Source organism: Pseudomonas sp. Root562 (assembly GCF_001427125.1).
In the GTDB taxonomy this organism is placed as follows: Bacteria; Pseudomonadota; Gammaproteobacteria; order Pseudomonadales; family Pseudomonadaceae; genus Aquipseudomonas.
The window spans coordinates 247339-271483 of the sequence record NZ_LMGK01000021.1; the positions used below are offsets into that span (position 1 = coordinate 247339).

Here is a 24145-nt window from a genome sequence, read left to right on the forward strand (position 1 = left end):
GCAGGACACTGAGCGCCTATCGAGGAGCCTTTGCCATGAACCTGTCGTTATACCTGTTGACTGTGCTGATCTGGGGCACCACCTGGATTGCCCTGAAATGGCAACTGGGCGTGGTGGCGATTCCCGTATCGATCGTCTATCGCTTCGGCCTGGCCGCACTGGTGCTGTTCGCGATGTTGTTGCTCAGCCGAAAGCTGCAAGTGATGAACCGGCGCGGGCATTTGATTTGTCTGGCGCAGGGTTTGTGTCTGTTTTGCATCAATTTCATGTGTTTCCTGACGGCCAGCCAGTGGATTCCCAGCGGTCTGGTGGCCGTGGTGTTTTCCACCGCGACCCTGTGGAACGCCCTCAATGCGCGGGTGTTCTTCGGCCAGAAAATCGCCCGCAATGTGTTGATGGGTGGTGCGTTGGGCTTGCTCGGGCTGGGCCTGTTGTTCTGGCCTGAACTCACTGGCCACACCGCCAGCCCGCAAACCTTGCTCGGGTTGGGTCTGGCGCTGCTCGGCACCTTGTGTTTCTCGGCGGGCAACATGTTGTCGAGCCTGCAACAGAAAGCCGGGCTCAGACCGTTGACGACCAATGCCTGGGGCATGGCGTACGGCGCGGCGATGTTGTCGGTGTGGTGCCTGGTCAAGGGCATCCCGTTCGAGATGGAATGGAATGCGCGCTACATTGGCTCGCTGCTGTATCTGGTGATTCCAGGTTCGGTGATCGGTTTCACTGCTTACCTCACGCTGGTCGGTCGCATGGGGCCGGAGCGTGCGGCTTATTGCACCGTGCTGTTCCCGGTGGTGGCGCTGAACGTCTCGGCGATTGCCGAAGGCTATCAGTGGACCGCGCCGGCGCTGGCAGGGTTGGTGATGGTCATGTTGGGTAACGTCTTGGTGTTCCGCAAACCCAAGCCGAGTGTAAGTCCGATGGCGAGGAAACTGGCATGAACAGCCAGGGAGTCAGTTATCCTTCACCGCCAGCAGATAGATCAGCCCAAAAAACATGTATTCGATATTGCTTCTTGCCCAATAGAAGGCATTACGATTGACGGAAGACTCCATGTCGAACCACTCGTTGAGAATGATTACATATAAAACCTGGTAAACGAAAATGGCGCTGCTGAATCCAATGATGGCGAATTTTTTTGCTTCATGGAATTCACTTCGTGGTGCTGCAAGTTTGCGGTATATCTGATAGGCGCCTACCAGGAAACTGATGGTAAAGATGACTTCCAACGTTATGATTGCCCAGTAAAAACGATGATGAAAAAGCGGATGAGTGACGGCCCGGTAAAGTCGAGAATCATTACCGGTGGTATCGCTCATGCTGATGATTCGCCCGATATACTCGGTGTAGGCTGCATAGTCGGTGAAGTTGTTGATGGAAGTAGTGAATCCGAACAAAAAAGCTATCAGGACGACGAGTAGTTTGCTCCTTCTGATAACTAAGGTGGTGGTGAAGTTGTTCATTAGAGTGCACTCCGATTGCACGATTATTGCCATTGTTGTGTCGGAGTCTATCTATCTTTCTCGGGAAGAAGTTTGGTACTGAATTGCAAGTTGTGTCGTTGTGCATGTTTGTAGGAGTTGACGAGGGCTGCGATTTTTATTTGACGATCAAGATTTAAAAATCGCAGCCCTGGGCAACTTCTGCAGGAATACTCGGTTTAATTCTTGCCTTTCCAGACGTGCGGGTTCACCAGGTCTTGCGGTCGTTCGCCGAGCAGCGCGCTGCGCAGGTTGGCCAGGGCGCGGTTGGCCATCGCTTCGCGGGTTTCATGTGTGGCCGAGCCAATGTGCGGCAAGGTCACCGCGTTTTTCAGCTGGTAAAGCGGCGACTCAGCCAGCGGTTCTTTTTCGTAGACATCCAGCCCTGCGCCTCGAATGCGGTTGTTTTGCAGCGCTTCGATCAGTGCCGGCTCGTCGACCACCGGGCCACGCGCAATGTTCACCAGAATGGCACTTGGCTTCATCAGCGCCAGTTCGCGGTGGCTGATCAAGTGTCTGGTTTTCTCACTGAGCGGCACCACCAGGCACACGAAGTCGGCTTCGGCCAATAGATCATCGAGGCTGCGCAACTGCGCGCCCAGTTCCTGTTCCAGCGCCGTCTTGCGGCTGTTGCCGCTGTAGAGGATCGGCATGTTGAAGCCCAGGCGGCCACGGCGGGCGATGGCGGCACCGATGTTGCCCATGCCGACGATGCCCAGGGTCTTGCCGTGCACATCGCAACCGAACAGCTGCGCGCCGACCGTGGCCTGCCATTGTCCGGCCTTGGTCCACGCATCCAGTTCGGCGACGCGACGGGCACTGCTCATCAGCAAGGCGAAAGCCAGGTCGGCAGTGCTTTCGGTGAGCACGTCCGGGGTGTTGGTCAGCATGATCCCGCGTTCGCTCAGGTACGCCACATCATAGTTGTCATACCCCACCGAGACGCTGGACACCACTTCCAGTTTCGCGGCGTTCTCCAGTTGCGCGCGTCCGAGCTTGCGACCGACGCCGATCAAGCCATGAGCATGGGGCAGGGCTTCGTTGAACTGGGTGTTGATGTCGCCGTTTTTCGGGTTGGGCACAATGACGTCGAAATCTTGCTGCAGGCGTTCGACCATCTCAGGCGTGACGCGGCTGAAGGCGAGGACGGTTTTTTTCATGGATGCAGGCTCGTCGGGCGGAGGAGGATGCTGAGCACGCTAACATTCTTCGCGGGATTTGTGCGAGTCGCTTAACAGCAGCTTGCAGCGCTTCATCCAGTTATACTGGCGCCTTTCGTGGCTCGCTGACCGGGCCCGACATTTGCGCATCACCCGGAGCTTTCATGACTTCCCCGAAACAACCGCCGGCCGACGACGTCTTGAGCGACAGCGTCGACGCCAGCGCCGACAGCGAAACCAAAGCCGAAATCCCGGCGTTCAAGTTCCCGTTCAAACCGGGTGAACTGGCGTCCGCCAAGGGCTCCAACCAGCCGTGGTACAAGAACGGTGCCAAAAACGGCCACACCAAGACCCCAGGCATGGCGCCTCCGGGTACTCGGCGGTCGATGGGCAAGCGCTGAACACCGGATGATCGCGGTGGCAGGACTATCCCCATCGCCAGCAGGCTGGCTCCCACAGTGGTATGAGATGTTCGTGAATTTTATGTTCAGCGCTGACCCTGTGGGAGCCAGCTTGCCGGCGATGGCGCCGGTGCAAACACAGCAAATCCCGAATCAAGCCGCCCGCAACGAAATAAACGCATAGTTCGCAGGCTGCTCAGTCGCCAATTGCGCACCGGCCGCCATTACCTGCCCGGCAATGTCCTCGCCGGATACATGAAACTGCCACTCGCTGCTCCACTCCGGCAGCGTCTGCCCGGTCAATTCGTCGATGATCGTGGCGAACTCGTGCATGTCCGGCAGAAAAGCGGTGAATCCATCGCCTTTCAGCGCGGCCGTGCGAAACCCAAGCAGCGCACAAATGGCGTCCTTGACCTGGATGTCATCGCGGTCCGCTTGACGGGAACGCTGGATCAGCTCTGACAACTCGCGGTCGACCAACTCGCCACCGACGATCAGCTCAGGCCCTTTTTCCCACGACTCGGGCGGGCAATCCTTCCCGGCCGTATTCAGTGGAATGTGCGGATTGATCTCCATCGGATAAATGCGGCACACCAGCGGCCGCCGCTCATAGATGCGGCAGAGGTTGTCTTCGTCAAGATTCTGGCAGGCACCGACGTTGTAAGCCGCAAAGGTGATGGCGACGTAGGCCTCTGCGTCGGCGCTGCGAACCCGCGCCGATCGGCGTTCGGCGTGTTCTCGTTGCTGCTCCGGCAAGCCCAGCCCGTTACTTAAAAAGGCTTCCGCCAGAATGATCACTTGCCCCCCGTCCGCCGCCCACATGCGGGCTTCGTGCAGGGTCAGGGGTACATGGTGGTCATTGCAGCATTTGCCACAGCCTACGCAGGAAAACGTCGTATTCATTTAACGGTCAGTCGCATCCGGGGGCATCAATCGGCGACAGGATGCCGCCGTGCAGATCCCTGACGAAGCAAGTTATGCGCCACTCACTGCGCCTTGGTGGCCGGGCGGATGGAGTCCCATTCGGTGACGTAAGCGGTTTTGCTTTTTTTGTTGTACAGGCACAGCTCGGTGCCTTGCGCGCCTTTCATGTGTTTTTGCGGATACTGGCCTTGCAACAAAAGCGCGGTGTAGCCAACGCGGTCATCGAACTGCGCGGCATTGCCGACGGGTTTGGCATCCTTGAGGCCACTGGCCTTGGTGCAACTGGCGAGCACGGTTTTATCGTAGGCGGCCCAGGCATCAGGGCTGGAGGCGTGGGCCTGGGTAGCGAGGGCCGTGAGGCAGAGGAAGGTCAGGGTGGCAGCTTTCATGGGTCAGCAATCCTTGGGCAGACAGGGCCAGCATGTGAGTATGTCAGAGTGGAACCGGTTCCCGACGCACCTCACGCATTCCGACACTTTCATATAACCGCCGCGCCCGATGGTTGTCTTCCAGTACCTTCAAATCCACAAAACCTTCCCGTCTCTGATCAAATACCTTGAACGCATGCAACAGCAGCGCGCGTCCCAGGCCCCGGCGTTGCGCCCGTGGATGCACCACCAGATTCTTGATGTAGGCACTGGTCCAGCATTGGCACACGGCAACTACGCCTTCGGCGTCCAGGGCCACAAAGCACAGCGCGGGATCGTATTCAGGATCGGTTTCAAAATTTTGTTGCCAGCGCTCCAGCGCCGGCACCCGGCCACCGCCGTCGCGGTAACCCAGTTCCATCAAGCGATGTACCGCTTGTGCAAGTTCGGGGCGATAGTCAATCAATTGGACGCCAGTTGGCCAGTCAATGGCCGGCGCGACCTCTGCGAGGTTGCGCCGCATCAACCAGCAATAGTCCCCGGCCAAGGCTCAATGACCTTGTTCGGCCACAGCCTTGGCCGCGTCGATCAGGCACTTGGTCAGTTCCGGCGAGGAGAATTTGGTCAACACCGCGTTCGCCCCGGCCTGACGGGCCTTTTCGCTGTTCATCGCGCTGTCCAGCGAGGTGTGCAACAGCACGTAGAGGTGCGCGAAGTCCGGGGTTTCGCGCAGGGTGCGGGTGAAGGCGTAGCCGTCCATCTCGGACATTTCGATGTCGGAGACAATCAGGTTGATCTGTTGCGCGGTGCCTTGCAGGTCGAGCAGGCAATCGATGGCTTCCTTGGCGCTGCGTGCGGTGTGGCATTGCAGGCCGAGGTTGCGCAGGGTATGCACCGATTGCTGCAAGGCGACCTGGCTGTCATCGACCACCAGAATCCTCGCGTTACCCAATATTTCGGCGTCTTCCATGCTCAGTTCGGTCGGTGCCATCTCGATCTGCACCGGGGCGATGCCGTGGATGACTTTTTCGATGTCCAGCACCTGCACCAGCGTGCCGTCGACCGAGGTGACGCCGGTGATGTACGCGCTTCTGCCACCGGAACCAAAGGGCGGCGGGCGGATGTCGGTGGTCAGGCAGTGAACGATCTTGCTCACCGCCTGAACATGCAGGCCCTGCTTGGAGCGGCTGACATCGGTGACGATCAGGCAGCCACCGTCCGGATCTTCCAGTGGGCGCTCGCCGATGGCGCGGCTGAGATCGATCACTGACAACGAGGTACCGCGCAAGGTGGCAATACCCTTCACGTGCGGGTGCGACTCCGGCAGTTTGGTCAGCGGCGGGCAGGGGATGATTTCGCTGACTTTGAGCAGGTTGATCGCCATCAACTTGCCGCTGCGCAAGGTAAACAGCAGAAGCGAAAGTGAGTCTGCGCGGGCTTTGGTGGAGGACATAAGAACCTTCTGTGGAAAAAGGTGGCGGGCGACCGCGAGGATCGCCAACAGCTATCGATGCCGGGTTATCGACTTGTCAGGGGCAGGCTTTAGGTTAATTACCGGCTGCCAGTCAATTGGTCCCCCCTGTGGCGAGGGAGCTTGCTCGCGCTCGGCTGCGTAGCAGCCGCAACAGCTGCAAACGCATTCCTTCGCCTGATTTGGGACCGCTTCGCGCTCGAGCGGGAGCAAGCTGCCTCGCCACAAGGGCTTACTTCATGCCCAACCTTTTGGCCATGCGCCCAAGATTCGCCCGATCCAAGCCTAGCTCACGGGCGGCACTGGCCCAGTTGTTGTTGTGCCGCTCCAGGCATGCGCCGATCAACTGGCGCTGATAATTCTCTGTCGCCTCGCGCAAATCACCCGTCACCAACGCCATCGCGGCGGCGGCCGGTTGCTCGGTAGTGGCTTCAATGCTGCCGTTGGGCAGGTCCAGGTCAGCAGCGCTCAAACTGAGAATCTTTGGCCGCTCTTTGCAGTTGCCCAGCGCCTTCAATGCGCTACGACCGATCAGGTGTTCCAGTTCCCGCACGTTACCGGGCCAGTCATAGGCGAGCAACGCAGCTTGGGCATCACTATTGAGGCGCAAACTGTTGAGGCCCATGCGCGAGCGGTTCTGCTCGAGGAAGTAACCGCTGAGCAGCAGCACATCGCGGCCACGGTCACGCAGGGCTGGCACCAATAAAGGATAAACACTGAGGCGGTGATAGAAGTCGGCGCGATAGCGGCCGCTGCGCACTTCTTCGGCGAGATCGCGGTTGGTCGCTGCGATCAGGCGAACGTCGACCTGATGTTCCTTGTCCGAGCCCAATCGCTGCAACTGGCCGCTTTGCAGTACTCGGAGCAATTTGGCCTGTACCGTCAGTGAAAGCTCCCCAACTTCATCGAGAAACAATGTACCGCCATTGGCCAGTTCAAATTTGCCGCGACGATCACTCATCGCTCCGGTGAAGGCGCCGCGTACGTGGCCAAATAATTCACTTTCCACCAGGGTGTCGGGCAGCGCGGCACAGTTGAGGCTGATGATCGGTTTGTCGGCCCGTGGCGAGGCCGCATGGATGGCTTGCGCCACCAGTTCCTTGCCGACTCCGGTTTCCCCGGTGATGAGCACAGTCAGGTCGCTGCCGCCCACCAGATTGATTTCTTCCACCAGCCGTTTCAGCGCTTTGCTCTGGCCGATCATTTCGCGGTTCTGCTGGCCGCTGGCCTGGCGATAGACCTCGGCGCGCTGATGTTCGTCTTCGACGCGATTGTTCAGGCGTTCAATGCGTTCGACGGCATTGACCGTGGCGGCGGCGAGGCTGGCGAAGGCCTCGAGGGCGTCCAGTTCGATCGGTTCGAATTGCTCCGGGTCGAGGGCGTCCAAGGTCAGCAAGCCCCACGGGCGCTCATCGATAAGTAGCGGGCAACCCATGCAATCGTGGACTTCCAGATGGTCATCGAGGCCATCGACCAGACCGTCATACGGGTCGGGCATGTCGCTGTCGGCGGCGAACCGTGTCGGGCCGCTGCTGCTCAGTAATGCTTCAAAGCGCGGGTGTTCGCTGACCTTGAAACGTCGGCCGAGGGTGTCGGTACTCAACCCATCGACAGCCAGCGGGACCAGCCATTCACCATCGAGGCGCAGCAAGGCGGCGGCATCGCAGGGCAGCAGGGCGCGCATGGCTTCGAGCAGGCGCCGATAGCGCTCGCTTTCGGGCAGTTCGCGGGACAGGTCCGAGACCAGGGGCAGCAGGGCAGTAAGCAGGGATTTTGCAGTCATAGTGACTCCATGTAGTCGGAGTGACTATAAGCCAGGCTGTGTCGTTCTGACTATCATGTTTTCAAGTTATTGATTTATATGGATTAAATTGTTGGCACGGAACCTGATAAGCATAGAGCAATAGTCAAGAAACCTTGTTGCTCAGGAGTCACTTTATGCTTAGCGTCCAAGACCGTGCCATCGTCAAATCCACTGTGCCGCTGCTGGAAAGCGGTGGCGAAGCGCTGATCACCCACTTCTACCGCATGATGCTGTCCGAGTACCCGCAAGTCCGCCCGCTGTTCAACCAGGCCCACCAGGCCACGGGTGATCAGCCGCGTGCGCTGGCCAACGGTGTGCTGATGTACGCGCGCCATATCGACCAGCTCGACCAATTGGGCGATCTGGTGGCGAAGATCATCAACAAACACGTGGCCTTGCAGATTCTTCCGGAGCACTACCCGATTGTCGGCACCTGCCTGTTGCGCGCAATCGCCGAAGTGCTCGGCGAAGAAATCGCCACGCCGGAAGTGATTGCGGCGTGGGGCGCGGCTTACGGTCAACTGGCGGACATCCTCATCGGTGCTGAAACCAGCATCTACGACCAAAAAGAGCAGGCACCGGGCGGCTGGCGTGGGGCGCGGGAATTCATCGTCGCGGCCAAGGTCGAGGAAAGCGCGGAAATCACCTCGTTCTACTTCGAACCGGTGGACAAAGGTTTGATTCTGGCAGCAGAGCCGGGTCAGTACATCGGCATGAAACTGATCCTCGATGGCGAAGAGATTCGCCGTAACTACTCGCTGTCGGCCCTGGCGAACAAAGGTCAATATCGCATCAGCGTCAAGCGCGAGGCCGGTGGTCGTGCCTCCAACTTCCTGCATGATCAATTGCACGTGGGTTCGACCATTCAGCTGTTCCCGCCATCGGGCGAGTTCACCCTGACCGCCAGCGACAAGCCGTTGGTGCTCATCAGCGGTGGCGTGGGCATCACCCCGACCCTGGCAATGCTCGAAGCGGCGTTGCAGACCCAGCGGCCGGTGCACTTCATCCACTGCGCGCGCAATGGCAGTGTTCACGCCTTCCGTGACTGGATCGACGGGCTGGCCGAGCGTCATCCGCAACTCAAGCGCTTTTACTGCTATGCCGAAGACGACGGCGTGAGCCCGGCGGCGCACAAGGTTGGCTTGCTGAGTCAGGAACAGTTGGGCGAATGGCTGCCGCAGGAACGCGATGTGGATGCTTACTTCCTCGGGCCGAAAGGTTTCATGGCGGCGATCAAACGCCACCTCAAGGCCCTGGGTGTGCCGGAGAAGCAAAGCCGCTACGAGTTCTTCGGGCCGGCTGCGGCACTGGAGTGAGCGGTTTGGCGCGGTGAAGCAATCTCACCGCGTTGCCTTTACCTCGGTTGATCGTTCCCACGCTCTGCGTGGGAACGCCTCCACGGACGCTCTGCGTCCGCTTTATGGGACGCAGAGCGTCCTTTGCTGCGTTCCCAAGCAGAAGATGGGAACGATCAGTTAATCCCTTCTTAACCCGCTTATCGTCTATTCCCCCGGCATCCCCCGGCTCGCGTCCAGCGTGTAGACTGGCGGTTAATCGATATCTTCAAGGGAAACGCGATGAGCGAGGAAACAATGCGGTTGGGGCGTGAACGGCGCTTTCTGGTATTGCTGGGCATCATCTGCCTGGCGCTGATCGGCGGTGCGCTGTACATGCAAATCGTACTGGGCGAGGCGCCATGCCCGCTGTGCATTCTGCAGCGTTATGCGTTGCTGTTGATCGCGATCTTTGCCTTTGTCGGTGCAGCCATGCGCAACCGTCGCAGCATCACGGTGTTTGAAACCCTGGTGGTGATTTGCGCCCTGGCAGGCGTCGGCGTAGCGGGGCATCACGTCTATACGCAGTTCTACCCGGCGGTCAGTTGTGGCGTCGATGTGTTGCAGCCGATAGTCGACGACTTGCCCCTGGCGAAGATTTTCCCGCTGGGCTTCCAGGTCGACGGCTTCTGCTCCACGCCGTACCCGCCGATTCTCGGTTTGTCGTTGGCGCAATGGGCTTTGGTTGCCTTTGTGCTGGTGGTGATACTGGTGCCGCTGCTGACCATACGTAACCGCAAAGCGCTGCGCTGAGATTAAAAAAACGCCCCGGTCCTCGCAGAGAGGGCCGGGGCGTTTTTGTGTTTTCAGGGGGTGGCTGAAAAGTCCCTGACAGGGCGCAAGCAGAGGTGCGATACGTGTGCGACATGTTGTCACAGCTTTTGTGTCGCAGTGGCCTTCAAGGCTGCGGATTGGCACGCGGTCCGGCAATGAAATTGGTCTGTTTCGCAGTGTGTCGACTTTGCCCGCCATCCGGCTGGAGCAGGCAGTTTTAACAGGCTCTGGCGATTTGCCAGAGCCCTTGTCATCTGGGGGCTTGGGCCAGATCGAGCATCGCCGCCAAAGCGCTGAAGCTGTCTGAATCGCGGGTGGTAGACCTACAAATTTTGGTGTTTTTGTTGAGAATCAATTTCGATAAGATGCGCCACTTTTACGAATTTGGCGAAGCATTGTTGCGGCTCGGGATATAAATTATTTCGGGATGAGACATGGTTTAAAAAACGCTACATAACTACAATCGCCCGCACTGAATTCCCGGCGCTGCTCACCCTCGCGAGGTGCTTGAGCAGAATCAGGGTGTCGAGAGGCCGGGCGGCTTCATGCGACTCCCAGGTGTCGGTGCCTCCAACTATCCGCACCAAATGGAATTGGTCTGTAACAAGGCCTTTGACCACGAATTCGAATAAGAACTCACCGCTGGCCCAGGATTTGTCGAAACGCGTCTGACGCTCGACGGGCAAGCCCTTATTCAATCCAAGAAAATGCCAACCCTTGGCAGGGTGAAGTGTTGGCGATCAAAACCCAACTGCATTGCGCAAGCTGCTTTAGAGGTCGTGAGATGAGTAAAAACAGGTACCCCAGACTACTAGGCTTATTGCCGCTGCTCGGCACGTTGTTGCTGGGAGGCTGCAACATGACCTTGCTCAATCCCACGGGCCAGGTCGGCCTGGAACAGAAAAACCTGATCATCACCGCAACGCTGCTGATGCTGTTGGTCGTGGTTCCGGTCATCGTCATGACCTTCCTGTTCGCCTGGAAATACCGCGCGTCCAACACCAAGGCGACCTACACGCCTAAATGGAACCACTCCACCAAGATCGAGATCGCGGTGTGGACTGTTCCCGTGTTGATCATCATTGCCCTGGGTTACATCACCTACAAGTCGACCCACGAGCTGGACCCTTATCGTCCGATCGAATCCGACGTGAAGCCTGTGACCATCGAAGTGGTCGCACTGGACTGGAAGTGGCTGTTCATCTACCCGGAACAAGGCATTGCCACGGTCAACAAGATCGTGTTCCCGGCGCACACGCCAATCAACTTCAAGATCACCTCCGACGCCGTGATGAACTCGTTCTTCATCCCGGGCCTGGGTGGCCAGATCTACGCGATGGCGGGCATGCAGACCAAGCTGCACCTGATCGCCGACCGCAACGCTGAAATGGAAGGCATCTCCGCCAACTACAGCGGCGCCGGTTTCACCGGTATGAAATTCAAAGCGATCGCAACTTCCCAGGAAGAATTCGACGCCTGGGTAAGTGAAGTCAAAAAGGCACCTAAACAGCTTGAACAAGCTGAATACGCAGCCCTTTCCAAGCAGAGCCAGAACAACCCAGTCGAGCTCTACTCCTCGGTTACGCCGAACCTGTTCCAGATCATCGTCGACAAGTACGAAGGCATGAAACCGGGTCCTAAGGTGAAGCACGAGAAGAAAGAGAAAGAAGTGGCCGCTACGGACATGAACTCGCATTCAGCTGCCGGGGCAGAGGAGTAAACGATGTTTGGTAAATTAAGTTGGGAAGCGGTCCCGTTCCACGAACCGATCGTGATGGTGACCATCGCCATGATCGCGCTCGGTGGTCTGGCACTGTTCGCTGCAATCACCTACTTCAAGAAGTGGACCTACTTGTGGACCGAGTGGCTGACGTCGGTCGACCACAAGAAAATCGGCGTGATGTACATCATCGTCGCCATGGTCATGCTGCTGCGCGGCTTTGCCGACGCCATCATGATGCGTACCCAGCTGGCCATGGCCACCGAGGGTTCGCCTGGCTACCTGCCACCTGAACACTATGACCAGATCTTCACCGCTCACGGTGTGATCATGATCATCTTCATGGCGATGCCATTCTTCACCGGCCTGATGAACCTTGCAGTGCCGCTGCAGATCGGCGCGCGTGACGTTGCCTTCCCGTTCCTGAACTCCCTGAGTTTCTGGCTGCTGGTATCGGGCGTAGTGCTGATCAACCTGTCCCTGGGCGTCGGCGAATTCGCCAAGACCGGTTGGGTTGCCTATCCGCCGCTGTCGGGCCTGCAATACAGCCCGGGCGTGGGGATGGATTACTACATCTGGGCGCTACAGCTATCCGGGTTAGGTACGACACTGACGGGGGTCAACTTCCTGGCCACCGTGCTGAAAATGCGTACCCCTGGCATGAAGCTGATGGACATGCCGATCTTCACCTGGACCTGCACCTGGGCGAACGTTCTGATCGTAGCTTCGTTCCCGATCCTGACCGCTACCCTGGCTCTGCTGACGCTTGACCGTTACATGGATTTCCACATTTTCACCAATGAACTTGGTGGCAATCCAATGATGTACGTCAACCTGTTCTGGGCCTGGGGTCACCCTGAGGTGTACATCCTGATCCTGCCGGCATTCGGCATTTTCTCGGAAGTCATCTCTGCCTTCACCGGCAAGAAACTGTTCGGCCACCACTCGATGATCTACGCCTCGGGCGCGATCTCGGTACTGGGCTTCATGGTTTGGCTGCACCACTTCTTCACCATGGGCTCGGGTGCGAGCGTCAACGCCTTCTTCGGTCTGGCGACGATGCTGATTTCCATCCCGACGGGTGTGAAGCTGTTCAACTGGCTGTTCACCATTTACCAGGGCCGTCTGCGTTTCACCAGCCAGGTGCTGTGGACCCTGGGCTTCATGGTGACCTTCGCCATCGGCGGCATGACCGGCGTACTGCTGGCCATTCCGGGTGCCGACTTCGTTCTGCACAACAGCCTGTTCGTGATCGCGCACTTCCACAACGTGATCATCGGCGGTGCGGTATTCGGTTACATCGCAGGTTTCGCGTTCTACTTCCCGAAAGCGTTCGGCTTCAAGCTGCACGAAGGCTGGGGTAAAGCAGCGTTCTGGTTCTGGATCTCGGGCTTCTTCGTCGCGTTCATGCCGCTCTATGCACTGGGCTTCATGGGCATGACCCGTCGTCTGAACGCCACCACCAACCCTGAGTGGGTGCCGTACCTGTACGTCGCCATGTTCGGTGCGGTGATGATCGCTTTCGGTATCGCCTGCCAACTGATCCAGCTGTACGTCAGTGTGCGTGACCGCAACAAGCCAGAGAACATGTGCGAACACGGTGACCCGTGGAATGCCCACACGCTGGAATGGTCGACCTCGTCGCCACCACCGTTCTACAACTTCGCCGTGCTGCCTAAGGCTGACTGCATCGACCCGTTCACCGAAGCCAAGGAAAACGGCACCGCGTACAAGGCTCCGGCCAAGTACGAGCCGATCCACATGCCAAACAACACCGCCACCGGTGTGGTCATGGGTGCTCTGTTGACCGTGTTCGGTTTCGCCATGATCTGGCACATCTGGTGGTTGGCCATCGCCAGCCTGGTAGGCACTGTCGTCTACTTCGCGATCCACGCTGCACGTGATGACCAGGGCTATATGGTCCCGGTTGAAACGATCGAGCGCATCGAAGCCGAGCAGCACAAGCGTCTGGTCGCGGCAGGGAAAATCCCGGCCACCGCCACCCGTGTTGAAACCTCGTTGGAACAGGCTTAAACCATGTCGAATTTAGTGACCAATGTTGGACACGCCCATGGTGACCATGGGCACGATGACCACCACGACTCGGGCGAGATGACCGTATACGGTTTCTGGCTCTACCTGATGACCGACTGCATTCTGTTTGCATCGATCTTTGCGGTATACGCGGTACTGGTTAACAACGTAGCGGGTGGCCCGTCGGGCCACGACATTTTCGAACTGCCATACGTGCTGGGCGAAACCGCTCTGCTGTTGTTCAGTTCGATCACCTACGGCTTCGCCATGCTGGCGTTGTACAAGGGCAACAAGAAGGCGGTACTGACCTGGCTGGGCATGACCTTCCTGTTGGGTGCAGGCTTTATCGCGATGGAGATCAACGAGTTCCACATCTTGATCTCCGAAGGCTACGGCCCTAGCCGTTCAGGCTTCCTGTCCGCGTTCTTTACCCTGGTCGGTACTCACGGTCTGCACGTCTCCGCCGGTTTGATCTGGATGGCGATCATGATGTATCAGGTGCAGAAAAAGGGCCTGACGTCGACCAACAAGACTCGCCTGAGCTGCCTGAGCCTGTTCTGGCACTTCCTGGACGTGGTCTGGATCTGCGTTTTCACCGTTGTCTACCTGATGGGGACCCTGTAATGGCTAATGCACACTCCCATGACAGCCATGATGCTGGCCACGGCAGCGTCAAGTCGTACGCCATCGGCTTCATCCTGTCGGTGATCCTGACCGTCATCCCGTTCGGTCTGGTGATGTACCCGAGCCTGCCGAAGGCCACCACGCTGGCAATCGTTCTGCTGTTCGCAGTGATCCAGGTGATCGTTCACCTGTATTACTTCCTGCACCTGGACCGTTCCATCGCGCAGCGTAACAACGTGATCGCCTTCGTCTTCACGGCGATTGTAATCGTGCTGCTGGTTGGCCTGTCGCTGTGGATCATGTTCAGCATCCACACGTACATGATGGCGAAGTGAGGTAGACCCGATGTCGCTCAAGCACTTTATCCAAATCACCAAACCGGGGATCATTTTCGGTAACGTGCTTTCTGTGGCAGGCGGGTTTTTCCTGGCCTCGAAAGGGCATGTCGATCTGGCCGTGTTTCTGGCAGCCATGATCGGCACGTCCCTGGTCGTCGCCTCCGGTTGCGTCTTCAACAACTGCATCGACCGCGACATCGACATCAAGATGGAACGCACCAAGAACCGGGTGCTGGTCCAGGGCCTCATCTCCCTGAAACTGGCCCTGATCTATGCGACCGTCCTGGGTGTTCTCGGCGTTGCGTTGTTGTACAAGGTGGCCAACCCGTTGGCCGCTCTGTTCGCCGTCATCGGCTTCGTGATCTACGTCGGCTTCTACAGCCTGTACCTCAAGCGCAAGTCGGTTCACGGCACGCTGGTGGGCAGTCTGTCGGGCGCCATGCCGCCGGTGATCGGCTACGTCGCGGTGAGCAACACCTTCGACATGGCCGCGCTGACCCTGCTGGTGATGTTCAGCCTGTGGCAGATGCCGCATTCCTACGCCATCGCGATCTTCCGCTTCAACGATTACCTGGCCGCATCGATTCCGGTGCTGCCCGTGAAGCGCGGGATCGAAGTGGCCAAGAAGCACATCCTGCTCTACATCCTGGCCTTCCTCGTGGCGACCCTGATGCTGACCTTCAGCGGCTACGCCGGCATGAGCTACCTCGCCGTCGCCGCAGCCATGGGCATGTACTGGTTGTACATGGCCTGGACCGGCTACAAGGCAGTGGATGACACGGTCTGGGCACGCAAGCTGTTCGTGTTCTCGATCTTCACCATTACCGCATTGAGCGTGATGATGTCCCTGGACTTCAAAGTGCCGGCAGAGCTGTTGCTGACGTACGCGCCTTAAGAGTCAGATGCTGTAGCGAAAAGCCCCGCCTTCGAGAGAAGAGCGGGGCTTTTTGTTGGGTTGAATCTGCTGTACCGAGTTGCCGCCAATGTTGAATGCAGCCCCGGTCCCTTGCTCGCGATAGTCGCGACGCGGTGTTTCAGGCATGAGAGCAATGTTATAGCGAGGTAAGGCCTAACCGCAGACAAGCAGGGGGTGTTTTTCCATGGGGCTGAGATTGGCAAAATGCCTACGGATTAGCCTGAACTTTCTCACGGGGTTTTCAGGTTGAGGCTCGGAAGTCGGCTCTCTAGCCTCAGGGTGCCGTTTTCACAAGCATCCCCGAGGATCCACGATGGAAGTGCCAGAGGTAATCACCCCCCGTGTCAAGACGGATACAGCGCTGGGGCAGGCTTTGATTTCGATGTTCAAATCTGTCGAAGCAGAATTGGAACTTGAGAACGCGGGACCAGGGGCGGTCAAAATAATCCTGTTCGGTGGCTGCGCTGTTCACCTTTATACCCATCATCGCGTTTCTACCGATGTCGATGCAGAGATTTATGAGGCAAATGTTCCCGAAGGTTTACACCTGCAAACCATGCTCGCAGAGATACCCGAGCAGTTTGTCGATGAGCGAACCGGTCGCGTGATGGAGCTGAACTACGACCTGCAATACAACACCAGTTTTGGCCCCATTCATGAGGACTATTGGGAGCGGAGCCTTCCCTTTACAGAGTTCCCGGTTGAGTCCCCGCTGCACGTTCATATTGCGGCCCCCATCGACATTGCCATCTCAAAGCTGGGTAGAGCCACCGATCAAGACATTGGTGATATCAAGGCACTTCTCAGAGCGGGTTTTATCCTGGCTCCCGAATTTCGTCGACTGGCGTTGCAGGCGATTGATGTATATGTTGGCAACAAGGAGCTGCCGATCTCCGTCCTCACAAATATTTTGCATGATTATCTGGAGAGCACAGATGACGAAGCCCCATAGCGGCCACGTCCTCTCATTTGCCTTGGACACGCTGGTAAAAAGACCGTTGAATCAAGCAGATGACGCTGCCCTCGTAAGCGCTGCCAAAGCTGTCTGGTACTCGGATTCAAATCTGGAAAGCGAGGTAAGCTTTTTTTTGAATCGTCATACTGACGAGGTGGAGGTCCGGCGTGCTGGCTATCTGCTCGAGCGATTCGCTCGATTTACTTGCTTATCCGATCTCCGGGTGTCGGAAACTCTCAATGTGCTTGAGCTTTTTGCCCATTCAACTTCAGTGCAAGCGGTGAAGCAACCAGTTGCCACGCCATTGCGTCGACGTCGTGATGAGCTCGCTGTCTCTTGGGGGTTGAGTGAGGGCCTCGGCCTCAAAGCCCAAGCCCTCATGCCTTTTCAGACCCGGCATTACGAAGCAGAGCAACGCGCCATTTAGCGCAGATTGAATCGAAGAAGTCGCATCGTTTGGTCTTGTAACGGCCTGCAGCCTAAGCCCGTTATTTGTACGCTTTATCCAACAACCGGAAAAACCGCTCCCGCACTTGCACGTGATCACTGTGCGCCACGTTGAATCGCAGGAACTGATTGGCGTCCGCCGCTTTGCTGAGCAAGGTCCCCGGTGCCAGTACCAGGTCTATTTCCAGGCCCTTTCTGGCCAGGCATTCGGCTTTGTATCCCTCTGGCAATCGCGTCCAGATGTACAACCCTTCTCCCGGCAGGGACGACACCGAACACCCGGCTTCAGCCAGCCACGCTGCCACCCGGCTGTTCGATTCATAGAGCCGGTCCACGGTGCGGCGCATGTGTTTGGCATAGCTGCCATCGCTGAGCATGGTGCAAATGATCTGCTCGGCCATTTCCGAGGTCATGCCGCCGCAGGCCATTTTCAGGGTCACCATCCGCGCCGCCAGTTGCGGGGAGAGCACCGCGAAGCTGACGCGGCTGTTGGCGGTCAGGGTCTTGGAGAACCCGGAGACGTAAGACACATTGTCCAGCCCGCTCGCAGCCAGGCGAGGGGTTCGGCGTTGCTGCATGTCGCAGTACAGGTCGTCTTCGAGGATGTGGAAGTTGTAGCGGTGACTCAACTCCAGCAAGCGATAAACCTGCGCCGAGGTGAACGAATGCCCGGTCGGGTTGTGCAGCGCGTTGTTGGTCATGTAGAGCACGGGACGGTGGGCGATCAGCAGTTGCTCCAAGGCGTCCAGGTCCATTCCGTCGCATTCGCGGCGAATGGTGATGACCTTCGCCCCGTGCCAGGCCAGATTGGTGTGCATCGTGAAATAACACGGATCGTCGAGCAGCACCGTGTCGCCGGGTTTGACCAGCAGGCGCATCAGCATGTCGATGGCCTGGACGGTATTGGCGGTGGTGATGATCTGCTCTACCGGCGCCTCGATGCCCAGGGTCGCCATCTTCACCCGCAGGGCCTGACGCAGTGGCAGGTAACCGCTGGCGTTACCGTATTCACCCATGCGCAGGGTGGTGGCGCGCAGTGTGCCGCGTACGGCTTTGAGCAGTTCTTCGGCAGGCAGCCACGAGGAGGGCAGAAAACCCGCCCCCGGGCGCAGTGCGCCATTGTCCAGCAGCACGGCGCGGCGGACCACGCTGAGGGTGTCCTGAGGCAGCAGGTCCGGACCGGCGTTGGCCGGGAGGGTGCTGCTGGAACGGTGCACGTAGTGCCCCGAGCCCTGGCGTGAAACCACCAGGCCCTTGGCCCGCAAGCGGTCCAGGGCGTCGACCACCGTGGATTTGCCCACGTGCATCAAGTCTGAGAGTTCGCGAATCGGGGGCAGCCTGGAGCCGTGGGGCAGGCCGCCCTGGCTGATTGCTACGGTCAATTGATCGACGATCTGCTGCACCAGCGGCACACCCTGCTGGAACTCGATGGCGGCGATCACTGCGCGCTGAGCCTGCATTTTACTGGTCTCTCCGGCAGTAAAGTTCGTTTGATTCTATACGAACTTGCTCTGATCAAGACAAGCATCTCTTTCTACTATCGCTTTGGAGTGTTTATGGATTGTCGACCTTTTGCCGGTCGTTCAGTCAACCAGGTTCAAGAGGTGCTGCATGAGTGTAGAAACAACCGCCGTCGTGGCGAAACCGGTGATCAACCTGCGGTTGTTCACCATTCGAATCATCACGGCCGTGGCGTTGTTCGCGGTGCTGGGCAAGGCCAACGTCTGGCTCGATACCGCCACCAACAGCATTCTGGCCCTCGGCTATCGGGCCTTGTTGCTGCTGTTGCCGCTGACCTTGCTGGTGCTCGGTCGCCGTTCCTTGAGCGTTACGTTGCTGTGCGCCGCCGCCGGCCTGGTGCTGCTGGCGGTCACCAGCAACCAGGGCGTTGTCATGTTTGCCGCGGCGTTGTTTGCCTACGGTATCGCGATTGCCGGTTACCTGATCAAGAGCGAAGCGGCACAGACCAAAGAGGGGGCAGCCTACAACCGCGTGGCCATGAACATGGGCAGCCTGTTGGCGGGTCTGATCCTGCTGTCGCCACTGTTGACCCCGGGCATGTTTTTCTTCGGCGCCGCCGCGTTCGTCCTGTTGTGCCTGCCCATCGCCATGGGCGCGACCTTTACCACCGAAGCCGCGGTGTCTCGCCCGGCCAGCAAGGACGGTAGCGGTTGGGGTAACAAACTGCCGTGGGTCATCGCCGGCATCATCATGGGCATCAAGTTGTTTGGCGTGTTCTCGATCCTGCCGCAAGCAATCCTGCTCAAGACCGGCGAACTGCCGACCTGGTACGGCTTGATGCTGATCCTCAACAGCGCCGTGGTGGTGTTCGCGCAAGTGCCGGTCATGAAACTGATCGAGAGCACCGGGCGTTTCAAGGTGCTGACGGTGATCGCCATCATCGTCGGCGGTTTTGCGGTGCTGTCTTCGCCTGCCGCATTCCACGTCGAAACCCTGGCCGGCGCACTGGTCTGGGTGGCGTTGCTGTCCATCGCCGAATGCGCGTTCAGTCATCTCGATTACTTCTCGGTCAAGCAGAACAACATGTTCGTCAAGGAAGTGTCGCTGGGCGTCGGTGCGGGTCTGACCGTGTTGATCATGCGGGTCATGCCACCGCCGTACAACGCGTTGGTGCTGGCCGCCATTGGCGCCGCCGGGATCATGGTCTGGTACGGGCTCAACCGTAAATCAATCGCGTCGCTGCATGACTGAGTCATCGCCGTTTCGGTTTTCACTTTGCAAGTCGGGGGTTTTATGAATACGACTTCGTGCGTAGTAGTGGTGGGGTACAACGGCAGTCGGGTTCACGATATCCAGAAGCTGCGCGATTTGTGCAAGTCGCTGTACAACGCGAGGCTGATCCTGCTGGTCGAGCAGATCCAGCCTCAGGACGAACAGGTCGCTGATCACGTTTGCACTACATCGCTGGCCGAGAAAGATGTGTCGGCGTCGCTTGAACTGGTAGTCGGTTGCCTGAATGCAGATCGCTGGAAGCTGATCGGCGTCCTGCCGTTTTCCGATCGCGGCGTGCTGCTCGGTGCGGCGCTGGCCGACCATTTCGGCCTGCCGGGCATTACCCCGGCCGAGGCACGGGCGGGGCTGGACAAACAGATTTTCCGCCAGCTCGAAGCCTGCGCCACGGTGGCACCCGAGGACTATCGGCCGATCGTTTCGACCCGTATCGAAAGCCTGCCGGAGCTGCGCCAGCGGGTGATTGAGCTGGGCGGCAAAGCTTTCATCAAACCCGCCTGCGAAGGCGCCAGCCGAGGCTGCCGGGTTATCCGGCATCCGTCCGAATGCGACGAAGCCTGGCAGGCTCTCAAGCCCTATCGCGAGGGCGGCATCGTGCTCGAAGAGCTGATCCAGAACGCTCGGGAGTACAGCTGGGACTATGTCGCCGGAAGTACCTGGATCACCGAAAAAACCACCACCGATGGTGCCTACCGTGCCGAGATCCAACAAGTGGTGCCTGCGCCGCTGGCGGCCGATGCCCAGGCTCGGCTGATGGCCGCCGGCCGCCACATGGCTGGGCTGGTGTCGCAGGACAACGGAGCCTGGCACAACGAAGTTTTCCACAGGGCCAACCACCGCACCTCGGCCGTGGAAACCAACATGCGCCCCGGCGGCATGCATATCTGGGATCTGGCGCGTAAGGCGTTCATCGACTTCGACCCGTGGGAGCGCTGGGTCCGCTGGGCGGTGGAAGGTCAGGTCGATAGCCATGATCCAGTCGCGCGCGGCTACTGCGGCATCCGCCTGTTGAGAGCGAACACCAGTGGCCTGCTGCGCGATGTTCCGGACGTCCAGGCCCTAGCCCGGGCGCTGAATATCGAGCTGGTGGAAGCCGTGCTGAGCAAGCGCATCGGTGATTCAGTGAGCGCATTGGTGAAGGACAACTTCTCGTTCATCGGCCACATCGTGTTGTTCAACGAGCGGTACGAGCAGCTCAGCCTGGACCTGTCGCGTCTGGCCGAGGCCATTGAATCAAAGGTCGGGATCACCCCTCTGGCAGCACCGGCCAGGGCAGTGGGGTGAGGCGTGGGGCAAGTGGTAGCGATCGATGTTTCATGCAGTATTGATCAAGAGGGTTCAGTAAATGATTCAACACATGACCTGTGATGAGCGCTTCATCGCTCTGGCGCGGGAATTCGACTATGACATCTACGGCGAGAACACCGTTGGCGGTCATTACGCGCCGTTGATTCGTCACCACGACGAACTGTATATCAGCGGTCTGGTGCCGCGCATGAACGGCAAAATGCACTACACGGGGCGGGTCGGGCGCGACCTCGACATGGCGGATGCGCAAGCGGCCGCGAGCATCAGTGCGATCCGCGGATTGGCTTTGATCGTTGATGCCATTGGCTCGCTGGACAAGATCAAGTCGCTGATTCGGGTAACGGTGTATGTGAGGTGCACGGAGGATTTCGTCGATCTCAGCGATGTCGCCAATGGTGCGTCGGATGTCTTCAGCCACGTGCTGGGTGATGCCGGTAAACATACACGCACCACGGTCGGTGTTTATCAGTTGCCAAAAAATGCAGCGATTGAAGTTGATATGATCGTGGCGTTGAGACCATCGGCGTTATAAGTGAAGTTGTTCGACTTTACACTGTTGAAATGTTCGCCTAAGGTCGGTTGACTCCATTCGGCAGAATAAGTTGGAAACGGAAAAATGAATAACGTTCAGGGTGCGTTTTTTTCATATAAGGACTTTCGCCAGAGTCTGGATCGGCAACCGATAAAACCCCGGGTATGGAAAGGTGCCGAACTTGCCGGTATGCGTCAGGCGCTTGAAGCCAGTGACATCGATATTGTTGCGCTGGCCCACGAAAGTCATATCGACGGTTGCCAATTGACACCCGGCATGGCGGTCTCCATGCAATGGCTGGTGCCGGGGGCAACGCTCGACGGCCATTGCCATGCCTGGTGGCATCTGTTCATCATCCAGTCCGGCAGCGGCGCGTTGTCGCTGGGCGAGGCCGAGCAGGTAGACGTTGGCCCAGGCGATGTATTGCTGGTGCCCGCCTGGACGCAGCATGGCTTCGTCAACTCCAGCGCCACCGAGCCGCTGACCATGCTCAACCTCAGCAACATGCCGCAGATGGCGTTGTTGTCCAACCATGCCGACCACGTTGGCCTGATCCCCCGCCAGCTGTAATTTCCCGTCTGCTGCACACCAGGGAGTCCGCCTACGCTGACTCCCTTTTTCGTTTTTGCGTACCCCAAAAATGCTTGCTGGCGAATAACACGCCACGAATTTCTGTATCGATAGAAACAGATAATTTCTGTATCTGTTCAGCGCTTAATCAACTTACTACGATCGCTTCAAATGCAACGGATTAATGTGTTTAGTGCAAGGGGGCGTTCCATGGAAAGTACCAGCTTAAAACTGTATCTCGGCGCGGATTATGTCAGTGCTTTTGCAATGTCGGCTTATGTGGCGTTAAAGGAAAAACAACTTTCATTTGATCTGGTGACGGTGGATTTGAAAGCCCGTGATAATTACCAGGATCATTATCGTGATCTTTCGCTGACCTGCAAAATTCCGCTGCTGGTTCACGAAGGTTTTGCGCTGTCGGAATCTTCGGCCATTGCCGAATATCTGGAAGAACTCGCTCCAGGTTCAAAAAGCATTTACCCAAAAGACATCAAGCAGCGTGCCCGTGCCCGTCAGCTGCAGGCCTGGCTGCGCAGTGATCTGCTGGTGGTACGCAAAGAGCGTCCGTTTGACCTGGTGTATTTCGGCAAGAAAGACACGCCGCTGTCCGACGAAGCCCGGGCCGCTGCCGAGCGCCTGTTGTTCGTGGCCGACCGTTTGCTGGAGGAGGGGGCCGAGCATCTGTTCGGTGACTGGAGCATCGCCGACACCGACCTGGCAATCATGCTCAACCGCCTGGTCGCCAACGGTGACGAGGTGCCTGCGCGATTGGCGGCGTATGTCCGTCGTCAGTGGGATCGCGACAGCGTTCGCGCATGGATGGACCTGGAGCGCAAAGCGCCGGCCGTCGTGTAGCAATCGTCAGGGCAAACACCAGGAGCGCTGCCATGCAAGGAATGTTGGAGCAGGAAAGATACAAACCCTATAACGCACGCACCATTCGCGACACGCCCTATTGGGACAGGTTGACCCCGGCATTGCAGGAAGCCATGAGCGTCGTGGCGCGGGTCATGCCATTTCGCACCAACGACTATGTACTGGGGACGCTGATCGATTGGGACAACATTCCGGACGATCCGATTTTCCGCATGACATTTCCGCACAAGGACATGTTGCTGCCGGAGGAGTACGCCTCGCTCAAGCAGCTGATCGAGTTGGACGATCCCGCGGCGATCAAGCGTCGTATCGAAGCGATCTGGTTGCGCATGAACCCGCACCCGGCCGGGCAACTGACGCACAACAGCGCGACGCTCGACGGAAAAGTCCTCGCGGGCATTCAGCATAAGTACCGTGAGACCGTGTTGTTTTTCCCCGGTGCCGGTCAGACCTGTCACGCCTACTGCACGTTCTGTTTCCGTTGGGCGCAGTTCATCGGCGAGGAAGAACTCAAGTTCAATGCCCGTGAATCCCAAGAGTTGGTGAACTATCTGCAGCAACACAGCGAAGTCACCGATGTGCTGATCACCGGGGGTGACCCGATGATCATGAACACCCGTTCGCTGGCCGGTTACATCGAGCCATTGCTGGATTTGCCACACCTGAAGAGCATCCGCATCGGCACCAAATCGGTGGCGTATTGGCCGCAGCGCTTCGTCAGCGACAAGGATGCGCTCGACCTGCTGGAGCTGTTCCGGCGCATCGTGGCTGCGGGGAAAAACCTGTCGATCATGGGGCACTACAACCACCCGGTGGAAATCCGTCAGGACATCGCGCGCCAAGCCGTTGAACGCATTCGCAGCACGGGGGCAACGCTGCGCATGCAGGCGCCGGTTATCCGCCACATCAACGAAAACCCGGCCGATTGGGCGGACCTCTGGACCGAAGGCGTACGACTCGGTGCGGTGCCCTATTACATGTTCGTCGAGCGCGACACCGGCCCCAGCCATTACTTCGCGATGCCGCTGGCCAGGGCCTTCGAGATTTTTCAGGCGGCCTATCGCACGGTCTCCGGACTGGCGCGAACCGTGCGCGGGCCGTCCATGAGCACCTTCTACGGCAAGGTGTTGATCAACGGCATCGAAACCGTCGCTGGCGAAAAAGTCTTCGTGCTGCAGTTCCTGCAGGCGCGCGATCCGCAGTGGGTGTTGCGCACTTTTTATGCGCACTTCGATCCGCACGTGACCTGGTTCGACGACCTGCGCCCGGCGTTTGGCGAGCGGGCGTTTTTCTTTCAGAGCGAAGCCCAGGCAAGCCCCGAATTGATACCGGTCCTGCTGCAAACGGCGTAGGACGATTT

At 58.3% G+C, this 24145-nt stretch carries 25 protein-coding genes; 17 read left to right on the forward strand and 8 right to left on the reverse strand.

From position 1 onward, the window contains the following. Window positions 1-35: 35 nt before the first annotated feature. Window positions 36-938 (forward strand): DMT family transporter, encoded by a 903-nt coding sequence (locus tag ASD60_RS16880; protein ID WP_056855090.1) that lies wholly within the window; start codon window positions 36-38, stop codon window positions 936-938. Window positions 939-950: 12 nt separating this feature from the next. Here ASD60_RS16880 and ASD60_RS16885 read toward each other — a convergent pair whose 3' ends face one another. Together ASD60_RS16885 and ASD60_RS16890 are read right to left on the reverse strand one after the other, a co-directional pair. Further along, window positions 951-1460, reverse strand: a complete 510-nt coding sequence (locus tag ASD60_RS16885) for a DUF2165 family protein (protein ID WP_056855091.1) — start codon at window positions 1458-1460, stop codon at window positions 951-953. 197 nt (window positions 1461-1657) lie between these two features. Then, window positions 1658-2638, reverse strand: a complete 981-nt coding sequence (locus tag ASD60_RS16890) for a 2-hydroxyacid dehydrogenase (protein ID WP_056855092.1) — start codon at window positions 2636-2638, stop codon at window positions 1658-1660. 164 nt (window positions 2639-2802) lie between these two features. On the opposite strand from ASD60_RS16890, the gene ASD60_RS16895 reads away from it, so the two are divergent. Beyond that, the gene (locus ASD60_RS16895; protein WP_056855093.1) at window positions 2803-3039 is read left to right on the forward strand and encodes a hypothetical protein; all 237 of its coding nucleotides are present in this window, start codon (window positions 2803-2805) and stop codon (window positions 3037-3039) included. A gap of 153 nt (window positions 3040-3192) precedes the next feature. Here ASD60_RS16895 and ASD60_RS16900 read toward each other — a convergent pair whose 3' ends face one another. From ASD60_RS16900 to norR, 5 genes are all read right to left on the reverse strand, one after another. Further along, window positions 3193-3942, reverse strand: a complete 750-nt coding sequence (locus tag ASD60_RS16900) for a YkgJ family cysteine cluster protein (RefSeq protein WP_056855094.1) — start codon at window positions 3940-3942, stop codon at window positions 3193-3195. Between the two features lie 83 nt (window positions 3943-4025). After that, window positions 4026-4352: a hypothetical protein gene (locus ASD60_RS16905; protein ID WP_056855095.1), complete on the reverse strand. Its 327-nt coding sequence runs from the start codon at window positions 4350-4352 to the stop codon at window positions 4026-4028. 43 nt (window positions 4353-4395) lie between these two features. Then, window positions 4396-4854 carry a GNAT family N-acetyltransferase gene (locus ASD60_RS16910; protein WP_056855096.1) on the reverse strand — a complete coding sequence of 153 codons (459 nt, stop codon included), beginning with the start codon at window positions 4852-4854 and terminating at the stop codon, window positions 4396-4398. A 27-nt stretch (window positions 4855-4881) separates the two neighbouring features. Then, the gene (locus tag ASD60_RS16915; RefSeq protein WP_056855097.1) at window positions 4882-5784 is read right to left on the reverse strand and encodes a chemotaxis protein CheV; all 903 of its coding nucleotides are present in this window, start codon (window positions 5782-5784) and stop codon (window positions 4882-4884) included. A 250-nt stretch (window positions 5785-6034) separates the two neighbouring features. Beyond that, complete coding sequence (norR, locus tag ASD60_RS16920) at window positions 6035-7585, reverse strand: nitric oxide reductase transcriptional regulator NorR (RefSeq protein ID WP_056855098.1); 1551 nt, start codon at window positions 7583-7585, stop codon at window positions 6035-6037. Window positions 7586-7740: 155 nt separating this feature from the next. Here norR and hmpA point away from each other — a divergent pair, with 155 nt between their 5' ends. From hmpA to ASD60_RS16970, 9 genes are all read left to right on the forward strand, one after another. Then, on the forward strand, window positions 7741-8922 hold the full coding sequence (gene hmpA / locus ASD60_RS16925) for an NO-inducible flavohemoprotein (protein WP_056855099.1): 1182 nt from the start codon (window positions 7741-7743) through the stop codon (window positions 8920-8922). 261 nt (window positions 8923-9183) lie between these two features. Then, on the forward strand, window positions 9184-9693 hold the full coding sequence (locus tag ASD60_RS16930; protein ID WP_056855100.1) for a disulfide bond formation protein B: 510 nt from the start codon (window positions 9184-9186) through the stop codon (window positions 9691-9693). 805 nt (window positions 9694-10498) lie between these two features. Next, window positions 10499-11434, forward strand: coding sequence for a ubiquinol oxidase subunit II (cyoA, locus tag ASD60_RS16940; RefSeq protein ID WP_056855101.1), 936 nt, complete (start codon window positions 10499-10501; stop codon window positions 11432-11434). A 3-nt stretch (window positions 11435-11437) separates the two neighbouring features. Further along, entirely contained in the window at window positions 11438-13468 is a 2031-nt protein-coding gene (gene cyoB, locus ASD60_RS16945; RefSeq protein WP_056855102.1) for a cytochrome o ubiquinol oxidase subunit I, read from the forward strand. Between the two features lie 3 nt (window positions 13469-13471). Continuing rightward, window positions 13472-14092 (forward strand): cytochrome o ubiquinol oxidase subunit III, encoded by a 621-nt coding sequence (locus ASD60_RS16950; RefSeq protein ID WP_056855103.1) that lies wholly within the window; start codon window positions 13472-13474, stop codon window positions 14090-14092. Further along, window positions 14092-14427: a cytochrome o ubiquinol oxidase subunit IV gene (gene cyoD / locus ASD60_RS16955; protein ID WP_007916940.1), complete on the forward strand. Its 336-nt coding sequence runs from the start codon at window positions 14092-14094 to the stop codon at window positions 14425-14427. The genes ASD60_RS16950 and cyoD overlap by 1 nt, the downstream gene beginning before the upstream one ends. 10 nt (window positions 14428-14437) lie before the next feature. Further along, the gene (cyoE, locus tag ASD60_RS16960; protein ID WP_056855104.1) at window positions 14438-15325 is read left to right on the forward strand and encodes a heme o synthase; all 888 of its coding nucleotides are present in this window, start codon (window positions 14438-14440) and stop codon (window positions 15323-15325) included. A 334-nt stretch (window positions 15326-15659) separates the two neighbouring features. After that, window positions 15660-16298, forward strand: coding sequence for a DUF6036 family nucleotidyltransferase (locus tag ASD60_RS16965; RefSeq protein WP_056855105.1), 639 nt, complete (start codon window positions 15660-15662; stop codon window positions 16296-16298). Then, window positions 16282-16728: a hypothetical protein gene (locus ASD60_RS16970; protein ID WP_056855106.1), complete on the forward strand. Its 447-nt coding sequence runs from the start codon at window positions 16282-16284 to the stop codon at window positions 16726-16728. The genes ASD60_RS16965 and ASD60_RS16970 overlap by 17 nt, the downstream gene beginning before the upstream one ends. A 61-nt stretch (window positions 16729-16789) precedes the next feature. On the opposite strand, the gene ASD60_RS16975 is transcribed toward ASD60_RS16970, so the two are convergent. Next, window positions 16790-18208 (reverse strand): aminotransferase-like domain-containing protein, encoded by a 1419-nt coding sequence (locus ASD60_RS16975; RefSeq protein WP_056855107.1) that lies wholly within the window; start codon window positions 18206-18208, stop codon window positions 16790-16792. Between the two features lie 151 nt (window positions 18209-18359). On the opposite strand from ASD60_RS16975, the gene ASD60_RS16980 reads away from it, so the two are divergent. The 6 genes from ASD60_RS16980 to ASD60_RS17005 all read left to right on the forward strand — a co-directional run bounded on the left by ASD60_RS16980 (window position 18360) and on the right by ASD60_RS17005 (window position 24137). Then, on the forward strand, window positions 18360-19460 hold the full coding sequence (locus tag ASD60_RS16980; protein WP_056855108.1) for a hypothetical protein: 1101 nt from the start codon (window positions 18360-18362) through the stop codon (window positions 19458-19460). 42 nt (window positions 19461-19502) lie between these two features. Continuing rightward, window positions 19503-20783 (forward strand): ATP-grasp domain-containing protein, encoded by a 1281-nt coding sequence (locus ASD60_RS16985; protein WP_056855109.1) that lies wholly within the window; start codon window positions 19503-19505, stop codon window positions 20781-20783. Window positions 20784-20844: 61 nt separating this feature from the next. Beyond that, window positions 20845-21339 carry a RidA family protein gene (locus tag ASD60_RS16990; RefSeq protein ID WP_056855110.1) on the forward strand — a complete coding sequence of 165 codons (495 nt, stop codon included), beginning with the start codon at window positions 20845-20847 and terminating at the stop codon, window positions 21337-21339. Window positions 21340-21423: 84 nt separating this feature from the next. Then, window positions 21424-21909 carry a cupin domain-containing protein gene (locus ASD60_RS16995; protein WP_056855111.1) on the forward strand — a complete coding sequence of 162 codons (486 nt, stop codon included), beginning with the start codon at window positions 21424-21426 and terminating at the stop codon, window positions 21907-21909. 210 nt (window positions 21910-22119) lie between these two features. Then, window positions 22120-22764: a glutathione transferase gene (yfcF, locus tag ASD60_RS17000; RefSeq protein WP_056855112.1), complete on the forward strand. Its 645-nt coding sequence runs from the start codon at window positions 22120-22122 to the stop codon at window positions 22762-22764. Between the two features lie 32 nt (window positions 22765-22796). After that, entirely contained in the window at window positions 22797-24137 is a 1341-nt protein-coding gene (locus tag ASD60_RS17005; RefSeq protein ID WP_056855113.1) for a KamA family radical SAM protein, read from the forward strand. The last annotated feature ends 8 nt before the right edge of the window (window positions 24138-24145 follow it).